Below are 18,423 nucleotides of genomic sequence, written 5' to 3'. Positions count from 1 at the left end.
GCCCAAGGAGGCTCGCATGCTGAAGCGCAGCTGGATGGTCGCCGTGCTCGCGGTCGGCGTCACGGCGCTCCTCACCGTCCCCGCGTTCGCCCAGAAGCAGACGGTGGTGGTGTACACCGCGATCGAGAACGAGCAGGTCACGGAGTACATGAAGGCGTTGAACAAGTCCCACCCGAACCTGGACGTCAAGATGCTGCGGCTGTCCACCGGCGACATCGCGGCTCGGTTCATGGCCGAGAAGGACAACATGCAGGCCGATCTCATCTGGGGCGTGGCCGCCACGAACATGCTCGTGTTCAAGAACGCCGGGCTTCTCGAGCCGTACGCGCCCAAGGGACTCGACCGCATCCAGCCGCTGTTCCGCGACAAGGCGAACCCGCCGTCCTGGGTCGGCATCGACATCTACATGTCGGCCTTCTGCTACAACACCGAGGTCGGCAAGAAGAACAATCTCCCCAAGCCCGAGTCCTGGGCCGATCTCACCAAGCCCGTCTACAAGGGTCACGTGGTGATGCCGAACCCGGCGAGCTCCGGCACCGGCTATCTCTCGGTCGCATCCATCCTGCAGCGGCTGGGTGAGGCGGAGGGGTGGAAGTACCTGGACGCCCTGAATACCAACATCGCCGAGTACACCAAGTCCGGCTCCAAGCCCTGCAAGGACGCGGCGGCCGGCGAGCGCGCCGTCGGCGTCTCGTTCGAGTACGTTGCCCTCGAGATGAAGAAGAAGGGGAGCCCGGTCGAGATGGTGCTGCCCAAGGAGGGCTCGGGCTACGAGATGGAGGCCAACGGTCTCACCAAGAAGGGGGCGAAGAATCCGGCCGCCAAGGAGTTCCTCGACTGGGCGGCGAGCGATGAAGCGATGGCGCTCTACGCCAAATTCTTCGCCGCGGTGGGCGTGGCCGGCTTCCCCGTTCCCGAGGGTCTGCCCAAGGACATCAGCAAGGTGGTATACCCCAACGACTTCGAGTGGTCCGCGAAGAACCGCGATCGCATCCTCGCCGAGTGGAGCAAGCGGTACGCGAAATAGCCTGATGCGGGGCGCGGCGGCCGCTTCGTCCCTTCGCGGGCCGGCCGCCTCGCTCGATCTCTCGGCCGGGCTCGCGCGCCTCGGCTACACCGCGTTCCGCCCCGGGCAGCGCGAGGCCGTCGAGACGCTGCTGGCCGAGGGGCGGCTGCTCCTCGTCGCGCCCACCGGCGGCGGCAAGAGCCTGACCTATCAGCTACCCGCCGCGCTCCTGCCCGGCACGAGTCTGGTGATCTCGCCCCTGGTGTCCCTCATGCATGATCAGATGGCGGCGCTCGTCGCGCGCGGCGTGCCCGCGACCTACCTCGCCGCCACGCTCTCCGCCGAAGAGCTGCGCGCGCGCATGCGGAGTCTGGCCTCGGGGGCGTTCCGCCTCGCCTACGTGGCACCCGAGCGCCTGGCCTTTCCCGGCTTCCGCGGTTTGCTGCGCGATCTCGACTGCCCGCTCGTGGCGGTGGACGAGGCCCACTGCATCAGCGAGTGGGGCCACGACTTCCGCCCGGAGTACCTCGAGATCGGCGGCCTGCTCGCGGAGCTGCCGCGCGCTGCCGTGCTTGCGTGCACCGCCACCGCGACGCCGGTCGTGCGGGACGAGATCCTCGCGCGGCTCGGTCTGCCCGCCGACACGCGCCAGATGGTGCGCGGCTTCGCGCGGCCGAACCTGGGCCTGCGCGCCGTCACGATTGGCGGACCCCGCGAGCGCGGCGCGCAGGTCGACGGCGTCCTCGCCGAGATGCTGGGCCGCCCACGCGGGGGCCGGGGCACGGGAATCGTCTACGCGCCGACGCGCAAGAGCGCCGAGGAGGAGGCGGCGCGTCTCGCCGCGCTGGGGTGGCGGACCGAGGTGTACCACGCCGGGCTTGCCGGCGCCGCGCGCGAGCGGGCGCAGCGGGCCTTCGCGGAGGGCCGGGCGGAGCTGGTGGTCGCCACCAATGCCTTCGGCATGGGCATCGATCGTCCCGACGTGCGCGCGGTGATCCATCTCGCGCCGCCGGGTTCGATCGAGGCCTACTACCAGGAGGTCGGTCGCGCGGGACGGGACGGCGCTCCCGCGGTGGGGCTGCTTCTCACCTCCGCGCGCGATCTCCCGCTGCGGCGCGCGCTGCTCGAGCGCGGCAGCGAGGGCGCGCCGCCGCCCGAGCCGGACGTGGTCGAGCACAAGTGGGGCCTCTTTCTCGAGCTCGTGCGCTGGGCCGAGGGCGGCTCCTGCCGCCACGACGCCATCCTGCGCTACTTCGGTGACGAGGCGGAGACCCTGCACGGCTGCGGGCGCTGCGACGTGTGCGTGGCCCTGGCCGCGGGCGGCGGCGACGGTGTCGGTGAGCATGACGCGGAGGCGGTGTCGTTGATCGTGAGGAAGGCCCTGTCGGGCGTGGCCCGCGTCCATGGCCGCTTCGGCCTCGGCACTGCGGTGAAGCTGATCCGTGGCGAGGCGGAGCCGCGCCTCGAGCGGGCCGGCCTCACCCGCGTGCCGACCTTCGGCAACCTGCGCGAGCACGGAGAGACCTGGCTGGTCGCGGTGCTGCGGCGCTGCGTGGCCGCGGGGTGGGTGAGCTTCACGGGGGGTGACCGGCCGGTGGTGGTCCTCACAGACGAGGGCCGCGCGGTGATGAAGGGCGAGCGCCCGGCGCGGCTCCTGCTCCCGCCGGCGAGCGCGGGAGCGCCACGGCCGGACGACGGCGCACGGCGGCGCGCGGGCTTGCCGAAGCGTGCGCCCGCGTCCGACGATCCGATCGCGGCGGCGGCCGCCGAGGCGCTGTTCGAGGCGCTGCGCCGGCACCGGCTCGGCCTGGCCCGGGCGGAGGGGATCGCGCCATTCATGGTGGCGAGCGACCGGACGCTGCGCGACATTGCGCTCCTCAAGCCGCGCACGCTCCACGACCTGCTGCTGGCCCACGGGATCGGCCGCCACAAGGCCGAGCGCTATGGCGCGGGCTTCCTCGAGGTGGTGGCGCAGCATGGCTGACGTCCCGCGCCCCGCTGCCGTCGCGCTGGAGGGCATCGCCAAGAAGTTCGGTGTGTTCATCGCCCTGCGCGGGGTGAGCCTGTCGGTGGACGCCGGCGAGTTCGTGTGCTTCCTGGGCCCCTCGGGCTGCGGGAAGACGACGCTGCTCCGCATCATCGCGGGGCTCGAGCGGCAGAACGCCGGCGCGGTGATGATGGCGGGCCGCGACGTCTCCACGCTGCCGCCGGCCGAGCGCAACTACGGCATCGTCTTCCAGTCCTACGCGCTGTTCCCGAATCTCACCGTCGCGCGCAACATCGGCTACGGGCTCGAGACGCGCAAGGTGTCGCGCGCCGAGATCGCGCGGCGAGTCGACGAGCTGCTCGGCCTGGTCGGCCTGCGCCACCACCGCGACAAGTATCCCGCCCAGCTCTCCGGCGGCGAGCAGCAGCGCATCGCGCTCTGCCGCGCCCTGGCGCCCTCGCCGGCGCTGCTCCTGCTCGACGAGCCTCTCTCCGCCCTCGACGCGCGCGTGCGGCAGGCGCTCCGCCACGAGATCCGGGCGCTCCAGCGCCGGCTCGGCATCACCACGATCATGGTCACCCACGATCAGGAAGAAGCGCTCGCTATGGCCGACCGCATCGTGGTGATGAATCACGGCGTGGTCGAGCAGGTGGGGCCGCCGCACGAGGTGTACACGCGGCCGCGGTCCCCCTTCGTGGCGCGCTTCGTGGGCCAGATGAACTTCCTCGCTGCGGTGGCCGGCCCAACGCCGGGCTCGGCCTGCCTCGGTCCGGTCGAGCTGAGGTACGTGCCGGGCATCGGCGCGGACGGTCCGGTAACGCCAGGCATGCCGCTGACCCTCGCCATCCGGCCCGAGGAGATCGTGGTGGGCCCGGCCGCGCGCGGCGCCGCCAACAGCCTCACCATGCGCATCCGCGCCGCCCAGTTCCTGGGCTCCTTCACGCGTCTGGCCCTGGCGCTGCCCGGCGAGGCGGGGGCGGTGCTCGAGTGCGACGTGGCGGCGAACGCCTTCGCCGAGCTGGGCGTGAAGGAGGGCGGCGAGCTCGACCTCGCGCTGCGGCCGGAGGCCCTGCGCGTGTTCCCCGCCGAGGGCTAGCGCGTGGCCGTCGTCTCCGCGGAAGCCGGCGCCGCTATCCCCGACCGGACCGTCCGCCACCGGTTCGGCAAGGAAGACGCCGTCCGCTGGGCGCTGGTCGCAGGCTTCGGCGCCGTCCTCTATCTCTTCATCCTGCTGCCGATGGCGAAGATCGTCTGGCGGAGCCTGCTCGACAACGACGGGCGCTGGATCGGCCTCGCCAACTACGTCCGCTACTTCGGGACGCCGGCGATCTCGGCGTCCATCACCAACAGCCTCTCCGTCGCGCTGCTGTCCATGGCGCTCACGGTGGCCCTGGCGTTCGCCTACGCCTATGCGCTCACGCGCACGCAGGTGCCGGCCAAGGGCCTCTTCCGGGTGGTCGCCATGCTGCCGATCTTCGCGCCGTCGCTGGTGCAGGCCTTCGCGTTCGTCTACGTCTTCGGGAACAACGGGATTTTCACCCGCGCCACCGGCTGGAACGTGGGGATCTACGGGGCCAAGGGGATCGTGTTCGCGGAGGTGTTCTACTGCTTCCCCCACGCGCTCCTCATCCTGATCGCGGCCTTGTCCGCCACCGACGCCCGGCTCTACGACGCGGCGCGGACGCTGGGGGCCTCGGGCGCGAAGACCTTCCTCACCGTGACGCTCCCCGGCGTGAAGTTCGGGCTGGTGAGCGCCTGCTTCGTGGTCTTCACCACCGTCATCACCGACTTCGGCGCGCCCAAGGTGATCGGTGGCAAGTTCTCCGTGATGGCCACCGAGATCTACAATCAGGTGTCGGGCCAGCAGAACTTCACCATGGGCGCCACGGTGTCGGTGGTCCTCCTGATCCCCGCGCTGCTGGCCTTCGTGGTCGATCGCGTGGTCCAGCGCCGGCAGTACGCGCTGGTGACCGCGTCGTCCAAGCCGTTGATCCCGGCGCCCGCGCCGCTCACCGACGGGCTCGCCACCATCTATTGCGGGCTCATCGCCCTCGTGATCGGGGGGATCTACGTGGTGATCCTGATCGCCTCGCTGGTGCACCGCTGGCCCTACAACATGGGGCTCACTCTCAAGCACTACGCGTTCGACACGGTGGGCGGCTACACGCCGCTCTGGAACAGCCTCCACGTGGCGCTGTGGACGGCCCTGGTGGGGACCGTGCTGACCTTCGGAGGCGCCTACGTGGTGGAGAAGTGCCGTACGGTGGCGAGCGGGCCGCTCTATCTCCTGTCGATCCTGCCCGTGTCCATCCCGGGCATGGTCCTGGGTCTCGCCTACATCTTCACGTTCAACGCCCCGGACAGTCCGCTCAACCGGCTCTACGGCACGCTCGCCATCCTCGTCGTCTCGAACGTGATCCACTACTTCACGGTCGGCTTCCTCACCGCCACCGCCTCGCTCAAGCAGATGGACGCCGAGTTCGAGAACGTGTCTGCCTCGCTGGGAGTGCCGTTCTACCGCACGTTCTGGCGCGTCACGGTGCCGATGGCGCTGCCCTCGATCGTGGCCATCAGCATGTACTTCTTCCTGAACGCGATGGTCACGCTGTCCGCGGTGGTGTTCCTCGTCGCGCCCGGGACGGAGCTGGCCGCGGTCGCGGTGCTGCTGATGGACGACGCGGGCGACACCGCCCAGGCCGCCGCGATGTCCGTCCTCATCATCGCCATGGGACTGGGCGTGCGGTTGCTCTACTGGATCGCCATGAAGGGCGTCACCCGGCGCACCCAGGCCTGGACACAGGCCGCCGCCGGGCCCGCCCCGGGAGGACAGCCATGAGTGAATCGGACCGAGCCGGCGGCGGCGTCATCGACACGCGCCGCTTCCACGGCCAGTACTTCGAGATCATGCAGGACACGGGGCGGAGCCAGACCGCGGTCATGACGATCGGGCCCGGCGAGGACGCGGGGCCGGCGGAGACCCACACCGGCGACCAGATCATCTACGTGATCGAGGGCCTCGCCCGGGTGCGTATGGGCGAGGTGGAGAGCGAGGCGGGCCCCGGCGCCTGCGTCATGATTCCCGCGGGCACCCGGCACCACGTCGACAATCCTGGCACGGCGCCGCTCTTCTGTCTGACCATTTACGCGCCGCCCGTGTACTAGGAGGACACCGTGTCCCTGACCGGTCGCGCCGCGCTCGTCACCGGCGCCGCCCGCGGCATCGGTCTCGCCATCGCCCGCCGGCTGGCCGCCGACGGGGCACGCGTGGCCGTGCTCGACCTCGACCGCGCGGGCGCGGAGGCGGCGGCCAAGACCCTCGGACCTGAAGTCCTCGCGCTCACGGCCGACGTCACGCGCTCGGCCGAGGTCGACGCGGCGGTGGCGGCGGTCGTGCGCCGCTGGGGGCGGCTCGACGTCCTCGTGAACAATGCCGGCATCACCGGGCGCTCGTTTCCCATCTGGGAGCTGAGCGACGAGGACTGGGCACGCGTGATCGACGTCGACCTCGCCAGCGTGTTCTACGGCTGCCGCGCCGCGGTGAAGGTGATGCTCCCCCAGGGGGGCGGGCGCATCATCAACATTGCCTCGATCGCCGGCAAGGAAGGCAATCCCACCCTGGTCCCGTACTCCACCGCGAAGGCCGGCGTCATCGGTCTCACCAAGGCGGTCGCGAAGGAGGTCGCCACGCGTGGGATCCTCGTCAATGCGGTGGCGCCGGCGGTGATCGGCACCGAATTGCTCCAGCAGATGGAGCGGAGCACCGTCGATTTCCTCGTCTCCAAGATCCCCATGGGCCGCGTGGGGCGTCCGGAGGAGGTGGCGGCGCTGGTGGCCTGGCTGGCCTCCGACGAGTGCTCCTTCAGCACCGGCGCGGTGTACGACCTCTCCGGCGGCCGGGCCACGTATTAAATACGTGCTGACCATCGATCGCGCCGGGGGCGGAGCGCTCGTGCTCCTCGCGCTCTGGGTGCTGTGGGAGTGCCGCCGCCTGCCCCTCGGCAGCTGGCGCGAGCCGGGGCCCGGGGCGTTTCCCGCCGCGCTGGCCCTCGTCGCCCTGGGGCTCGGCATCGCCATCGTGGCGTTCGGCGGCCGCGCCACCCGCCTCGGCGACGTGGATTGGCGCGAGACGCGACGCGCCCTGGTGATCGTGGCGGCCGGCGCGTTCCTCACGCTCGGTCTCGAGCGTGTCGGCTACCGGCTGAGCGTGCTCGTGATGCTGCTCTTCCTCGTGGGTGCCGTCGAGCGCCGCGGCCTCGTCACCACCGCCGCCTTCGCGGCGGGAATGGCGTGGGGCTCGTTCTACCTCTTCAACACCCTGCTCAAGGTCCCGCTGCCGGTGGGACCGCTGGGGTTCTGACCGCGTGCTCGAGACGCTGCAGAACCTGGCGCTGGGCTTCAGCGTGGCACTGCAGCCGCCGATTCTCTTCTACGCGTTCGCGGGCTGCGTGATCGGCACGCTCGTGGGCGTGCTGCCGGGCGTGGGACCACTGGCTGGGATCAGCCTGTTGCTTCCCGCGACGTTCGGCCTCGACGCGACGCGGGCCATCGTGCTGCTCGCCGGCATCTACTACGGCGCCATGTACGGCGGTTCCACGACGTCGATCCTCATGCGCATCCCCGGCGAGGCCGCTTCGGTAATGACCTGCATCGACGGCTATGCGATGGCGCGCAAGGGGCGGGCGGGCGCCGCTCTGGCCATCGCCGCGGTGGGCTCCTTCGTCGCGGGCACGGTGTCGGTGGTGGGGCTGATGCTCCTTGCCCCGCCGCTGGCGAGCTTCGCGCTGCGCCTGGGTCCGCCGGAGAACTTCGCCCTGCTCCTGCTGGGGCTCCTCGTGCTCGCCTACATGACCGGCGGCTCGATGCTGAAGTCCCTCGCGATGGCCGCGCTGGGCTTGCTGCTGGGCATGGTGGGCATCGATCCCATGTCGGGCTACTTCCGCTTCGCCTACGGCGTGGTGGAGCTGGGGGACGGCATCGGCGTGGTGCCGCTCGCGGTGGGCCTCTTCGGCCTCGCCGAGGTCTTGGCAAGCGCCGGGCAGCCGACGCCGCCCAAGGTGCAGAAGCCGAAGCTGCGCGAGCTCCTGCCCTCGCGCCAGGAGTGGCGCGACTCCATGGGGCCGATCGGCCGCGGCACCGTGCTGGGCTTCCTCATCGGCATCGTGCCCGGCTCGGCGCACATCATCTCGAGCTTCGTCTCCTACGCGGTGGAGCGCCGTCTCTCGCGGCACCCGGAGGAGTTCGGGCAGGGCGCGGTGGCGGGCGTGGCCGGCCCCGAGTCCGCCAACAACTCGGCCACCTCCGGCGCCTTCGTGCCCATGCTCGCCCTCGGCGTGCCCTCCGGCCCGATCCCGGCGGTCATGCTGGCCGCCCTCATGGTGCACGGCGTGTCGCCGGGGCCGCTGCTCATCCAGCAGCAGCCGGCGCTCTTCTGGGGCTTCATCGCGTCGATGTACGTGGGAAACGTGATGCTGCTCATGCTGAACCTGCCCATGGTGGGTCTCTTCGTGAACGTGCTGCGCATCCCCTACGCGCTGCTCTACCCCGCCATCATCGTGTTCTGCGTGGTGGGTGTCTACGCGGTGAACGGCAGCGTCGTGGACGTGTGGATCGCCGTCACCATGGGCGTGCTGGGCTGGCTCCTGCGCAAGCTCGACTTCGAGACCGCGCCCATCGTGCTGGGCGCCATTCTCGCACCGCTGCTCGAGATGAGCCTGCGCCAGTCGCTGGCGATGTCCGACGGCCACTACGCCATCTTCGTTAGCCGCCCCATCGCCGCCGTGCTGCTGGCGGTGGGGGCAGCCCTGCTGCTCCTCGGCCTGCGCGCGTGGATCGTGCGCGGCCTCGACTGGCGCGGGCGCCTCGCGCTCGCGGAGAAAGGAGACGCCCCGTGAGTCGATACCGGATCGCGCTCGCGCTGGCTGCCGGCCTCCTGGGCATGGCGGGCCCTGTCTTCGCCCAGGACGTATATCCCTCGCGCCCCATCACCATGGTGGTGCCCTTCCCGCCGGGCGGCGTGGCCGATCTCACCGCGCGGCCGGTGGCCGCCGCGATGGAGCGCACGCTCAAGCAGCCGGTGGGCGTGGTCAACAAGACGGGCGCGGCGGGCGCCGTCGGCATGCAGTTCGCGGCCACGAGCAAGCCCGACGGGTACACGCTGCTGCTGGCGCTGTCGAGCATCTCGATCATCCCCGAGGCGGACAAGCTCTTCGGGCGCCCACCCGCCTACACGGTGGATCAGCTCACGCCGATCGCGCTGATCTCCGCCGATCCCACCGTGCTCGTCGTCCGCACGGAGAGCCCGTGGAAGACCGCGAAGCATTTCATCGAGGACGCGCGGCAGCGGCCGGGGCAGATCTCGTACTCGTCCTCGGGCATCTACGGCACGCTCCACATGGCGATGGAGCTCCTGTCCCATGCGGCGGGCATCAAGCTCCGGCACGTGCCCCACGCGGGTGCGGGGCCCGCGCTGACAGCGCTCCTCGGCGGCCACGTCGACGCGCTCGCGTCCGGTCCCGCGGTGGTCCTCCCGCACATCAAGGCGGGCAAGCTCCGCGCCCTCGCGGGCTGGGGGGAGTCGCGCGTGGCCGCCTTGCCCGACGTGCCGACGTTCAAGGAGCTCGGCTACCCCGACGCCGAGTTCTACATCTGGGCGGGCGTGTTCGCTCCACGCGGGACACCCGAGCCCGTGCTGGCCCGGCTGCGGGATGCGCTGCGCGCGGCGGTGGCCGACCCCGAGTTCAAGGGGGCGATGGACAAGATCGAGACTCCCATCGCGTTCAAGCAGGGGGACGACTTCGCCCGCTTCTTCGCCGCGGACGCGAAAAGGCTCGCCGAAGGAGTGCGGAAGGTCGGGAGGGTGGAGGAGAGGAAGCCATAGGAAGAAGAGAACCACGGGCGCCGGGGAGGACCGGCGCCCGTGGCGGCGGGCTGGTCAGGCCGCGGACGTGACCAGCCCCGCCTGTACTGCCGTTGCTGCTAATACACCTGCTGTGGCAAGAGCCGTGCCGGAATGAGATCCGCGCTGGAACGGCCACTTGCCGGTGGCCAGAATCGCCGGATCGCAAGATCGTAAATCGCGCCGACACCGCTACGCTGCGTGACGTCTAGACCCGGACTCCGAGCCGGAGCGCCGCGGCGAGGAGCGCGACCTTGGACACGGACTCCGTGATTCGGTCGTCCAGCGCCATCGCGACCGCATCCCGGAGCGGGACAATGCGCCGCTCGAAGAACTCGTCGTCGTCCGACGGCAGGGGATCCGCGACCAGCTCCTCTCCCAGATAGCAGTGGGCCTCCTCGTCGAGATAGGCGCTGGAGGGGAAGAAGCGGGTCAGGAACGTGAGCCGCCCCGCGCGATAGCCGCCCTCCTCGCGCAGCTCCCGCTGCGCCGCCTCCTCCGGCCGCTCGCCCGGGAGCGCGCCGCCGCCCGGTAGCTCCCAGGAATCGTCTCTCACGAGGTGCCGGAACTGGCGGATCAGCACGACCCGGTCCCTCTCGACGAGCGGCACCACGCCGACGGTGGTTCCGACGTACAGCACGGGATAGGCACGCTCGGTACCGGTGGGCAGCCGCCACGTATCCTCGCGCAGCGTCAGCTTGCCCATCGAGCGGAGCGGGGTGGAGCGCACGAACTGCCAGTCACCGGCCATTGAGCGGCCCTCCTCGCGCCCGATCTTACGTGATAGCATCTGACCATGCCTTCCGAGCCCCACGACGCGCTCATGGCCAAGCTGCTGCAGGCCATCGAAGTGTCGCTGAGGGCCACCCAGGCCTCGCGCGAGGCCGTGCAGGAGATCCTGCGGCGGGGGGCGGAGACCGGCATCTTCTTCGCGGGCGCGCGCAAGCCGGACGGCGGCGACGCGTTCGACGTCACCGAGCAGGATCGCGACTTCCTCCGCTCGCTGTCGATCCGCCCCGAGCCGCGCGGCTAAGCGGATGCGCGGGCTCTTCCTCCTCGGCCTGATCATGGTGCTGATCGTCGTGCTCTGGCCTGTCGTCAAGGGCGCCCTCGAGCGTCTCGGGCGCACGCGGCTCGAGGAGTCCCGCGGCCGCGACGAGCTCGTGAAGGATCCCGTGTGCGGGACCTACGTGGTCCGCTCGCGCGCGATTCGCGACGAATCGGGCGGGCGCAGCGTCTACTTCTGCGGGCCGCGCTGCGCCGCGGAGTTCAGTGAGCGGGAGCGCAAGGCGTGAGGCTGGCCCTCTCCGGCGCCTGCGTGCCGGACTGGCCGCTCGACGAGGAGCTCGCGGGCGCAGCGGCCGCCGGGTACGAGGCGGTGGAGCTCTGGCTCCCCAAGCTGTGGCGCGAGCTGGAGCGGAGGGGGCCAGAGGCGGTGGCGGCCGCGCTCAAGCGCCGCAACCTCGCCGCCGCCGCGCTCGCCCCCATCCCCGACGCCACCTTCCGCGAGCGCGTGGGGCTGGAGGCGGTGACCGCGCAGGTCCACGGAGCCGCCGCGCTCGCCCGCGCGTTCGGCGCGCCGTGGGTGGTGATACAGCCGGGCGAGCGGCCCGACGGCGCCGACGAGCGGGACGCCCTCCGCGAGGCCCGCCACACGCTGGGCCGGCTCGCGCTGGCGGTCGAGCGCTACGACGTGGGTCTGGCCATTCTGCCCCTCGGGCACGCGTGGTCGTCGATCCGCACCATCCGCGAGGCGGGGGACGTGATCGAGGCGGTGGGTCGGAAGTCGCTCGGGATTGCGCTCGATACGTTCCACATGCACCTGGCGGGATCGCGGCCCGAGGACGTCGGGCATCTGCGACCACGCTGGATCGGGCTCGTGCGGATCGCGGACGCCCCCGCGGGCGATCCGGAGACGCTCCGCGATGCGCATCGGCTGCCCCCCGGCGACGGCGTGATCCCGCTTGCCGACATCGTGAGCCGGGTGCGCGCGCTGGGCGTCGAGGCCACCGCGGTGGCGGCCTGTCCCTTGCCCGGCGCCACCGGCGAGGCGGCGGGCTGGGCGAAGCGGCTGCGCGATCAGACGGCGGCCGTGCTCGGGGCGCCCGCGCCGGCGGGCCGCCGCTAGGCATGACCTGGGACCTCCTGGTCTGCGATCTCGACGGCACTCTCGTCGGCAAGTCCGAGCCGCTCGATCCCGCCCTCGTCAAGGCCTTCCACCTCGCGCGTGAGCGCGGCCTGTTGATCTCGCTCGCCACCGGTCGCATGCCGCCGGGCGCCGAGCGCTTCCGCGACGAGCTCGGCATCACCGCGCCGTGCATCTTCTACAACGGCGCGCTCGTGCGGGATCACGAGGAGGGGCGCGACCTCTTCTCGCTCACGCTGCCGCGCGGCATTCTCGCGCGCGCCTACGAGATCTTCGCGAATGCGCCGGTGCATCCTCTGTTCTACAGGGACGACCGGCTCTACTGCCTCGAGGAGACCTTTCCCGTGCTCGAGTACGCGGGAGAGCAGCAGATCCGCCTCGAGACGATGCCGGACCCGCTGGATTTCCTCCGGCTGGGCGGCTTCGTGAAGAGCCTCTTCATCGGCCACCCCGCGACGCTGCCGGTGGTGCGCGGCGAGCTCGAGCCGGTGGCGCAGCCCGACGCCCGCCTGGTCATGACCCGCACCGACTATCTCGAGATGATCCCGGCCGCGGCGTCCAAGGGCGTGGCGCTGCGGCATCTCTGCGAGCATCTCGGCGTGTCGCTGGAGCGGACCATCGCGGTGGGCGACCAGGAGAACGACCTCGAGATGATCGACGCCGCGGGCCTCGGCGTGGCCATGCCGAGCGCGCCCGACGGGGTGCGCGCGCGCGCCGACCGCGTCGCCCCCGCCGCGCGCGAGGGCGGCCTCCTCGCCCTCTTCCGCGAGATCATGCCGAGCTATTTTGCCTGAACGTAATGTCCGGGGCAGTTGGTTGGCGAGCCGCACGCTTGAGACGGCGGTCCGGGGGCAGTTGCTTGGCGAGCCGAAGGCGAGGCGAGCGGATAAATGGATGACGGGATCCAGAACCGCAAACGAGTGTTGATCGTCGACGACGAGCCGGAGATCGGCCGAATCCTCGCCATGATTCTTCACGCCGCCGGCTTCGACGCGGCCGCGGTCAATGGCGGACGGGCAGCGCTGGCGCGGCTGGCAGAGGCGCCCGCCGACCTGATCATCCTGGACGTGGTCATGCCTGCCCCCGACGGCTTCGAGACCCTCCGCCGCCTCCGCGAGGCGCCGGCGACGGCGCGGCTGCCCGTGATCATGCTCACCGCGAACGCCGACGACGCGGGTCGCGCCCGCGCCGCCGAGCTCGGCGCCGACGATTTCATCGCCAAGCCCTTCGAGCCCGCCGACACGGTGGCGCGCGTCCGCGCGCTGCTCGCGCGTGTGGCCTGAGAAGCGAGAGGAGGAGCGGCATGCCGCGCGTGCGCGAGATCGAGGACGACGGAGGCGACCCGATCCTCCAGGAGATCTTCGGCAAGGAGCGCGAGACCTTCGGCTATGTGCTCAACACCAGCAAGGTCCTCGGCCACACGCCGGGCATCCTGCAGGCGGCCAAGCGGCTGGCCGCGGCGGTGGACCGATCGGGGCTCCTGCCGAAGGGACTGCTGCCGCTCGTCTATCTCCGCGTCGCCCTGATCAACGGCTGTCCCTTCTGAATCGACATCAACGCATCCAGGGGGATGCAGGCGGGGGCGAGCGAGGAGAAGGTGCAGGAGGTGCCGCGCTGGCGGGACAGCGCGCTGTTCTCGCCGATGGAGCGGGACGCGCTGGAATACGCGGAGGCGATGACGATCACCGGCGAGCGCGTGACCGACGCCCTCCACGCGCGGCTGCGGGGACACTTTAGCGAGGCGCAGATCGTGGAGCTGGCGGCAGCGGTGGCGCTGGAGAACTTCCGCTCGAAGTTCAATCCGGCGCTCGGCATCGAGGCGCAGGGCTTCTGCATGCTGCGGTGAGGGACGGCCATGAACACGACGGCGGCGGTGCTCTACGACGTGAAGAAGCCCCTGGTGGTGGAGACGGTCGAGCTCCTCGAGCCCGGCCCCCACGAGGTGCGCGTGCGCTTCGCCGCCAACGGGGTCTGCCACAGCGACTACCACGTGGTGAACGGAGACTACCCGCACCCGCTCCCGGTGGTGCTCGGCCACGAGGCCTCCGGGGTGGTGGAGGCGGTGGGGCCGGGGGTGGAGTCGGTGCAGGTGGGCGATCACGTGTGCTCGAGCTACATCCCGTCGTGCGGCAAATGCTGGTACTGCGCCAACGGCCGGCCCACCCTCTGCGCGCTGCGCGACAAGCCGCGCTGGTTCCTGCTCGACGGGACGACGCGGCTCCGCAAGCGCGGGCAGCCGCTGCACCATTTCCTCGGCGTGGCCGGCTACGCGACGCACGGCGTACTGATGGAGGAGAGCGTGATCCCCATCCGCCGCGACGTGCCCCTCGACGTGGCGTGCCTCGTGAGCTGCGGGGTGCTCGCGGGGGCGGGGCCCGTGCTCAATGCCGCGAAGGTGCCGGCGGGGGCGAGCGTGGCGGTGTTCGGCTGCGGCGGCGTGGGCCTCAACACCATACAGGCCGCGCGCCTCGTGGGGGCGGGGAAGGTCATCGCCGTCGATCTCTCGCGCAAGAAGCTGGGCTGGGCGGAGGAGTTCGGCGCGACCCACCTCGTCGACGCCTCCCGCGAGGATCCGGTCGCCCGCGTGGTCGAGATCGCCGGGCGGGGCGGCGTGGACTACGCGTTCGAGGTGGTCGGCACGCAGAAGACGATCGAGCAAGCGCTGGCCAGCACGCACCGCGGGGGCATGGCGGTGGTGGTGGGGGTGTGCCCCTCCGGCACGCGGCTGTCCATCGATCCCACCATGTTCCTCCAGCAGCGCATCCTCACCGGGACCTCGTTCGGCGGCGGGCATCAGCGTACGGACGTGCCGCTCCTCCTCGATCTCTACAAGGCGGGCACGTACAAGTTGGACGAGCTGATCAGCCGTCGGCTGCCCCTCGCCGAGCTCAATCAGGCGTTCGAGCTCATGCTCCAGGGGGACGTGAAGCGTAGCGTGATCGTGTACGAGTGAAGGGCCCGGGAGGCGTCACCCGCGCGTTCCGCGCGCGCTGGACGATTCCCCTCGCGATGTTCGTGGGCAGCTTCGCGTGGTCGTTCGTCTTCGTGAGCCTGCCCTTCTACATCCACCGGATCAGCACGCTCGACGAGGTGTCCACGATCCGGTGGACGGGGTGGATCCTCGGCATCAGCTCGCTGATCACGGTGGTGACGGCGCCGCTCTCCGGGCGCCTCGCCGGCCGCGGCGATCCCAAGGGCTTCTACATGCTGGTGCAGCTCCTCCAAGGCGCGGGCTTCTTCCTGATGGCCATGGCCCGCACGTTGCCGCAGATGCTGGGCGCACGCGTCTTCCTGGGGCTCATGGGCGCCTCGTCCACGTTCGCCTTCATCATGGCGGGCCGGCGCACGGGGGGCGACGTACGGCGTGACATTTCCGCCATCCAGTCGGGGATGACGCTGGGTCAAGTGCTGGGCCCGCCGGTGGGCGCCTTCTCCGCCGCGCGCATGGGCTTCACGGAGTCGTTCCTCCTCGGTGGCACGCTGCTGTGGGGCTGCTGCGTGCTCGTGGGTTTCGGCGTGCCCGGCGGCGCCGCGCCCGCGGCGGCGGAGACGCGGAAGGGGACGACCTCCATCTTCGAGGTCGCGACCGTCTGCCTCCTCGTGCTCGCGGCCTCCACGCAGATCTTCTTCCTCACTGCGATCCTTCCACAGGTTCTTCCTCCGCTGGGCGTCGCGCCCGCGGACACCCTGGAAACCGGCGGCCTCGTCATCTTCGTGACCGGGCTCGCCGCCGCGGTGGGCTCGCTGGTCGCCCCGCGCCTCGGCGAGCTGGTGGGCGATCTGCGGGCCATTGTCTGGTTCCTGGCCCTCTCCTCGGTACTCCTCGCCGCCCAGGCCCTGGCGCCCGAGGTGTGGAGCTTTGGAGCCCTGCGCTTCCTCCAGGTGCTCTGCATCGCGCCGATCTTCCCGCTTTCCGTCGCGGCGATCGCGCAGCGCTCCTCCGGCACCGCGATCGGCTTCGTCAATTCCTCGCGCATCGGCGCGGCCTTTCTCGGTCCGGTCTTCGCCACGACCGTGCTGACGATGGCGCCGATGTGGACCGTCTTCGTGCTGTTCGCGGCCTTCGGCCTGGCGGTGGTGCCGCTGCTCCGGCGCGCGTTCCGCGGCCGGGGCGGCGCCGCGGACGCGATCGCGGCATGAGCGGCGAGGCGCTGGTCCGTCTCTCCGAGGTCCGCATGGAGGGCGTGGGCAAGCGCGCCCGCGGCGGCTGGACGGTCGACGACGTATCGCTGTTCGTGCTTCCCGGTGAGATCTACACGCTGCTGGGATCGCCGGGCAGCGGGAAGACCACGCTGCTCCGGTTGCTCGCCGGGTTCGAGCGGCCGGACGCCGGGCGCATCGTGGTGGACGACGTCCCCATCGACGCCGTGCCGACGTGGGAGCGGAACATCGGGATGGTCTTCGGAGGCGTCGCGAACTACGCGCTCTGGCCGCACATGACGGTGGGCGAGAACGTGGGCTTCGGTCTGCGCCAGCGGGGCGCGCGCGGCGCCGCGCTCGCCGGGCAGGTCGCCCGAGCGCTCGGCCGCGTCGGGCTCGCGGGCTTCGCCGACCGGCGCCCGGGCGACCTGCGCGACCTCGAGCCCCTGCGCGCCGCGCTCGCGCGGGCGCTGGCCACCGAGCCGCGGCTGCTCCTGCTCGACGAGCCGGTCGCCGCGCTGGAGGCGCCGCGACGCGGGCCGGCGCGCCTCGAGCTCGCGCGCCTGCTCAAGGAGGCCGCCATCACCACGATCTACGCCACGCGCGATGGCGCCGAGGCGCTCGCGCTCTCCACGCGCATCGCGGTGCTCGTGGGCGGCCGCATCGTCCAGGAAGGCAAGCCCGAGGACGTCTACTGGCGCCCGCGCCGCCGGGCGGTGGCCGAGCTCGTGGGCGGGGTCAACCTCGTGGCCGTGCGCGTGGTCGAGCTTCGCGAGATGGGCGTGGTCGTGGAGACCGACGGAGGCGCGCGCGTGCCGGTAGGCCACGGCGGACACCCGTGGACGCTGGGAGCGCGTGGGCTCCTCTGCCTGCGGCCCGAGGCCCTGCGCATCGACGAGGCGGCGCTCGTGCCGGGCGGCATTCCCGGCACCGTGCAGAGCTACGTCTTCGAGGGCGGCCGCGCCCTCTACGACGTCGCGATTCCCGGCGCGGTCGTGCGGGTGGAGATGCTCACGTCCGCGCTGGCCGGCCGCGGCTTCAAGCACGGCGACCGCGTGAAGATCGAGGTCTCCCCGGAGACCTCCGTCCTGCTGCCCGCGGACTAGTGGTATGGTGAGCGCAACATCCCCCCCGAGGAGGCGATTGCGATGGCCCGGGACATCAAGCCCGCCGATCTCAAGAAACGGCTGGATGCGCGCGAGCCGGTAGTGTTGCTCGACATCCGCGACAATTGGGAGACGGCGCTCGCCCGCATCGACAACGCGATGCACATCCCCATGGAGGAGCTGGAGCACCGCACGGACGAGCTCGACCCCAAGGACGAGATCGTGGTGATCTGCCATCACGGCGTGCGGAGCGCGGCGGTGGCGGACTATCTCGCCCAGCTCGGCTTCGGCCGGGTCTGGAACCTCTCCGGCGGCATCGATCAGTGGGCGCGCTCGGTGGACCGCGGGATGCCGCGCTACTGATGGACGGCCGTGTCCGGGTCGAGCAGGAGGACGGCTGCGCCTGGGTGACGCTCGACCGGCCGCCCCTGAACCTCCTCGAGCCCGGCATCATCCGCGGGCTGCGCGACACGTTCGTCGGGCTCGCGCGCGAGCCCGACGTGCGCGTCGCCGTGATCACCGGAGCGGGGCGGGCGATGACCGCGGGCATGCAGATCCAGGTGCTGCGCGATCTGGATCCCACGAGCGCGAAGGCGCTGATCAGCGGGCTCCACGAGGCCATTCACGCCGTGCACGAGGCGCCCTTCGCGACCATCGCCATGATCAACGGCGCCTGTCTCGGTGCCGGGTTCGAGCTGGCGATGGCCTGCGACCTGCGCGTGGCCACGACCACGGCGCTGCTCGGCCTTCCCGAGATCCGCGTGGGCATTCCCTCGGTGATCGAGGCGGCGCTCCTGCCTGCGCTGGTGGGCCCGGGGCGCGCCGCGGAGCTGTTGCTGGTGGGCGCGCCGGTCACCGGCGCGCAGGCGCTGCAGTGGGGGCTGGTCAACCGCGCAGTGGCGCCGGAGGCGCTCGAGCCCGCCACGCGCGAGCTCGCCGCGTCCATCCTCGAGTGCGCGCCCAGCGCGGTGCGGCTGCAGAAGGAGCTGATCATCCGGTGGCGGAACACGGACCTTCGCACCGCCATCGAGTCCGGCATCCACGCCTTCGCACAGTCCTACACCACCGGCGAGCCCCGCGAGGCGCTCAGCGCCTATCTGGAGAAGCGGAAGCCCCGCTTCGCCTGAGCGGCGCCCGCGCCCC

22 protein-coding genes are annotated in these 18,423 nt (G+C 71.4%); 21 read left to right on the top strand and 1 reads right to left on the bottom strand.

The genetic code is table 11. The features are described from left to right. The first annotated feature begins 16 nt into the window (after window positions 1-16). The 9 genes from VFX14_07730 to VFX14_07690 are packed head-to-tail and all read left to right on the top strand — an operon-like array spanning window position 17 to window position 9,870. Window positions 17-1,027 carry a putative 2-aminoethylphosphonate ABC transporter substrate-binding protein gene (locus tag VFX14_07730; protein ID HEU5189562.1) on the top strand — a complete coding sequence of 337 codons (1,011 nt, stop codon included), beginning with the start codon at window positions 17-19 and terminating at the stop codon, window positions 1,025-1,027. A gap of 4 nt (window positions 1,028-1,031) precedes the next feature. Beyond that, complete coding sequence (locus VFX14_07725; protein HEU5189561.1) at window positions 1,032-2,990, top strand: RecQ family ATP-dependent DNA helicase; 1,959 nt, start codon at window positions 1,032-1,034, stop codon at window positions 2,988-2,990. Beyond that, a complete protein-coding gene (locus tag VFX14_07720) occupies window positions 2,983-4,089 on the top strand; it encodes a putative 2-aminoethylphosphonate ABC transporter ATP-binding protein (GenBank protein ID HEU5189560.1) in 1,107 nt (368 codons plus the stop codon). The genes VFX14_07725 and VFX14_07720 overlap by 8 nt, the downstream gene beginning before the upstream one ends. A 3-nt stretch (window positions 4,090-4,092) precedes the next feature. Continuing rightward, complete coding sequence (locus VFX14_07715) at window positions 4,093-5,829, top strand: putative 2-aminoethylphosphonate ABC transporter permease subunit (protein ID HEU5189559.1); 1,737 nt, start codon at window positions 4,093-4,095, stop codon at window positions 5,827-5,829. Then, entirely contained in the window at window positions 5,826-6,155 is a 330-nt protein-coding gene (locus VFX14_07710) for a cupin domain-containing protein (GenBank protein ID HEU5189558.1), read from the top strand. Before VFX14_07715 ends, VFX14_07710 begins: the two co-directional genes overlap by 4 nt. 9 nt (window positions 6,156-6,164) lie before the next feature. After that, window positions 6,165-6,902: an SDR family NAD(P)-dependent oxidoreductase gene (locus tag VFX14_07705; GenBank protein ID HEU5189557.1), complete on the top strand. Its 738-nt coding sequence runs from the start codon at window positions 6,165-6,167 to the stop codon at window positions 6,900-6,902. Between the two features lie 4 nt (window positions 6,903-6,906). Further along, window positions 6,907-7,350 (top strand): tripartite tricarboxylate transporter TctB family protein, encoded by a 444-nt coding sequence (locus tag VFX14_07700; GenBank protein HEU5189556.1) that lies wholly within the window; start codon window positions 6,907-6,909, stop codon window positions 7,348-7,350. A 4-nt stretch (window positions 7,351-7,354) separates the two neighbouring features. Further along, on the top strand, window positions 7,355-8,884 hold the full coding sequence (locus VFX14_07695) for a tripartite tricarboxylate transporter permease (protein HEU5189555.1): 1,530 nt from the start codon (window positions 7,355-7,357) through the stop codon (window positions 8,882-8,884). Continuing rightward, window positions 8,881-9,870, top strand: coding sequence for a tripartite tricarboxylate transporter substrate binding protein (locus VFX14_07690; GenBank protein HEU5189554.1), 990 nt, complete (start codon window positions 8,881-8,883; stop codon window positions 9,868-9,870). The genes VFX14_07695 and VFX14_07690 overlap by 4 nt, the downstream gene beginning before the upstream one ends. Before the next feature lie 226 nt (window positions 9,871-10,096). Here VFX14_07690 and VFX14_07685 read toward each other — a convergent pair whose 3' ends face one another. Beyond that, on the bottom strand, window positions 10,097-10,639 hold the full coding sequence (locus VFX14_07685; GenBank protein ID HEU5189553.1) for an NUDIX hydrolase: 543 nt from the start codon (window positions 10,637-10,639) through the stop codon (window positions 10,097-10,099). Between the two features lie 45 nt (window positions 10,640-10,684). Between VFX14_07685 and VFX14_07680 the strand changes: the two genes are divergently transcribed. The 12 genes from VFX14_07680 to VFX14_07625 all read left to right on the top strand — a co-directional run bounded on the left by VFX14_07680 (window position 10,685) and on the right by VFX14_07625 (window position 18,407). Beyond that, window positions 10,685-10,921 carry a hypothetical protein gene (locus tag VFX14_07680; protein HEU5189552.1) on the top strand — a complete coding sequence of 79 codons (237 nt, stop codon included), beginning with the start codon at window positions 10,685-10,687 and terminating at the stop codon, window positions 10,919-10,921. 4 nt (window positions 10,922-10,925) lie between these two features. Next, window positions 10,926-11,183, top strand: a complete 258-nt coding sequence (locus VFX14_07675; GenBank protein ID HEU5189551.1) for a hypothetical protein — start codon at window positions 10,926-10,928, stop codon at window positions 11,181-11,183. Next, window positions 11,180-12,016 (top strand): TIM barrel protein, encoded by an 837-nt coding sequence (locus VFX14_07670; GenBank protein HEU5189550.1) that lies wholly within the window; start codon window positions 11,180-11,182, stop codon window positions 12,014-12,016. Before VFX14_07675 ends, VFX14_07670 begins: the two co-directional genes overlap by 4 nt. 2 nt (window positions 12,017-12,018) lie before the next feature. Then, window positions 12,019-12,828 carry an HAD family hydrolase gene (locus VFX14_07665; protein HEU5189549.1) on the top strand — a complete coding sequence of 270 codons (810 nt, stop codon included), beginning with the start codon at window positions 12,019-12,021 and terminating at the stop codon, window positions 12,826-12,828. A 96-nt stretch (window positions 12,829-12,924) separates the two neighbouring features. Next, window positions 12,925-13,317, top strand: coding sequence for a response regulator transcription factor (locus VFX14_07660; GenBank protein HEU5189548.1), 393 nt, complete (start codon window positions 12,925-12,927; stop codon window positions 13,315-13,317). Between the two features lie 20 nt (window positions 13,318-13,337). Beyond that, on the top strand, window positions 13,338-13,580 hold the full coding sequence (locus VFX14_07655; protein HEU5189547.1) for a hypothetical protein: 243 nt from the start codon (window positions 13,338-13,340) through the stop codon (window positions 13,578-13,580). Between the two features lie 24 nt (window positions 13,581-13,604). Beyond that, window positions 13,605-13,880 (top strand): carboxymuconolactone decarboxylase family protein, encoded by a 276-nt coding sequence (locus VFX14_07650; protein ID HEU5189546.1) that lies wholly within the window; start codon window positions 13,605-13,607, stop codon window positions 13,878-13,880. Between the two features lie 9 nt (window positions 13,881-13,889). Further along, window positions 13,890-14,987 (top strand): Zn-dependent alcohol dehydrogenase, encoded by a 1,098-nt coding sequence (locus VFX14_07645; protein ID HEU5189545.1) that lies wholly within the window; start codon window positions 13,890-13,892, stop codon window positions 14,985-14,987. Next, complete coding sequence (locus tag VFX14_07640; protein ID HEU5189544.1) at window positions 14,984-16,174, top strand: MFS transporter; 1,191 nt, start codon at window positions 14,984-14,986, stop codon at window positions 16,172-16,174. Before VFX14_07645 ends, VFX14_07640 begins: the two co-directional genes overlap by 4 nt. Next, a complete protein-coding gene (locus tag VFX14_07635) occupies window positions 16,171-17,280 on the top strand; it encodes an ABC transporter ATP-binding protein (protein ID HEU5189543.1) in 1,110 nt (369 codons plus the stop codon). The genes VFX14_07640 and VFX14_07635 overlap by 4 nt, the downstream gene beginning before the upstream one ends. 42 nt (window positions 17,281-17,322) lie before the next feature. Then, on the top strand, window positions 17,323-17,643 hold the full coding sequence (locus tag VFX14_07630) for a rhodanese-like domain-containing protein (GenBank protein HEU5189542.1): 321 nt from the start codon (window positions 17,323-17,325) through the stop codon (window positions 17,641-17,643). Then, window positions 17,643-18,407, top strand: a complete 765-nt coding sequence (locus VFX14_07625; protein ID HEU5189541.1) for an enoyl-CoA hydratase-related protein — start codon at window positions 17,643-17,645, stop codon at window positions 18,405-18,407. Before VFX14_07630 ends, VFX14_07625 begins: the two co-directional genes overlap by 1 nt. Window positions 18,408-18,423 lie beyond the last annotated feature (16 nt).

The sequence above is a fragment of the Candidatus Methylomirabilota bacterium genome (genome assembly GCA_035764725.1).
Taxonomy (GTDB): Bacteria; Methylomirabilota; Methylomirabilia; order Rokubacteriales; family CSP1-6; genus DASRWT01.
This window is presented reverse-complemented; position numbering and strand designations above follow the sequence as displayed.

Coding starts and splice junctions, on each gene's coding strand:
- VFX14_07650 (HEU5189546.1), top strand. CDS start 13,605: ATGCAGGCGGGGGCGAGCGAGGAGAAGGTGCAGGAGGTGCCGCGCTGG.
- VFX14_07720 (HEU5189560.1), top strand. CDS start 2,983: ATGGCTGACGTCCCGCGCCCCGCTGCCGTCGCGCTGGAGGGCATCGCC.
- VFX14_07655 (HEU5189547.1), top strand. CDS start 13,338: ATGCCGCGCGTGCGCGAGATCGAGGACGACGGAGGCGACCCGATCCTC.
- VFX14_07675 (HEU5189551.1), top strand. CDS start 10,926: ATGCGCGGGCTCTTCCTCCTCGGCCTGATCATGGTGCTGATCGTCGTG.
- VFX14_07665 (HEU5189549.1), top strand. CDS start 12,019: ATGACCTGGGACCTCCTGGTCTGCGATCTCGACGGCACTCTCGTCGGC.
- VFX14_07625 (HEU5189541.1), top strand. CDS start 17,643: ATGGACGGCCGTGTCCGGGTCGAGCAGGAGGACGGCTGCGCCTGGGTG.
- VFX14_07630 (HEU5189542.1), top strand. CDS start 17,323: ATGGCCCGGGACATCAAGCCCGCCGATCTCAAGAAACGGCTGGATGCG.
- VFX14_07685 (HEU5189553.1), bottom strand. CDS start 10,639: ATGGCCGGTGACTGGCAGTTCGTGCGCTCCACCCCGCTCCGCTCGATG.
- VFX14_07645 (HEU5189545.1), top strand. CDS start 13,890: ATGAACACGACGGCGGCGGTGCTCTACGACGTGAAGAAGCCCCTGGTG.
- VFX14_07710 (HEU5189558.1), top strand. CDS start 5,826: ATGAGTGAATCGGACCGAGCCGGCGGCGGCGTCATCGACACGCGCCGC.
- VFX14_07730 (HEU5189562.1), top strand. CDS start 17: ATGCTGAAGCGCAGCTGGATGGTCGCCGTGCTCGCGGTCGGCGTCACG.
- VFX14_07680 (HEU5189552.1), top strand. CDS start 10,685: ATGCCTTCCGAGCCCCACGACGCGCTCATGGCCAAGCTGCTGCAGGCC.
- VFX14_07635 (HEU5189543.1), top strand. CDS start 16,171: ATGAGCGGCGAGGCGCTGGTCCGTCTCTCCGAGGTCCGCATGGAGGGC.
- VFX14_07660 (HEU5189548.1), top strand. CDS start 12,925: ATGGATGACGGGATCCAGAACCGCAAACGAGTGTTGATCGTCGACGAC.
- VFX14_07725 (HEU5189561.1), top strand. CDS start 1,032: ATGCGGGGCGCGGCGGCCGCTTCGTCCCTTCGCGGGCCGGCCGCCTCG.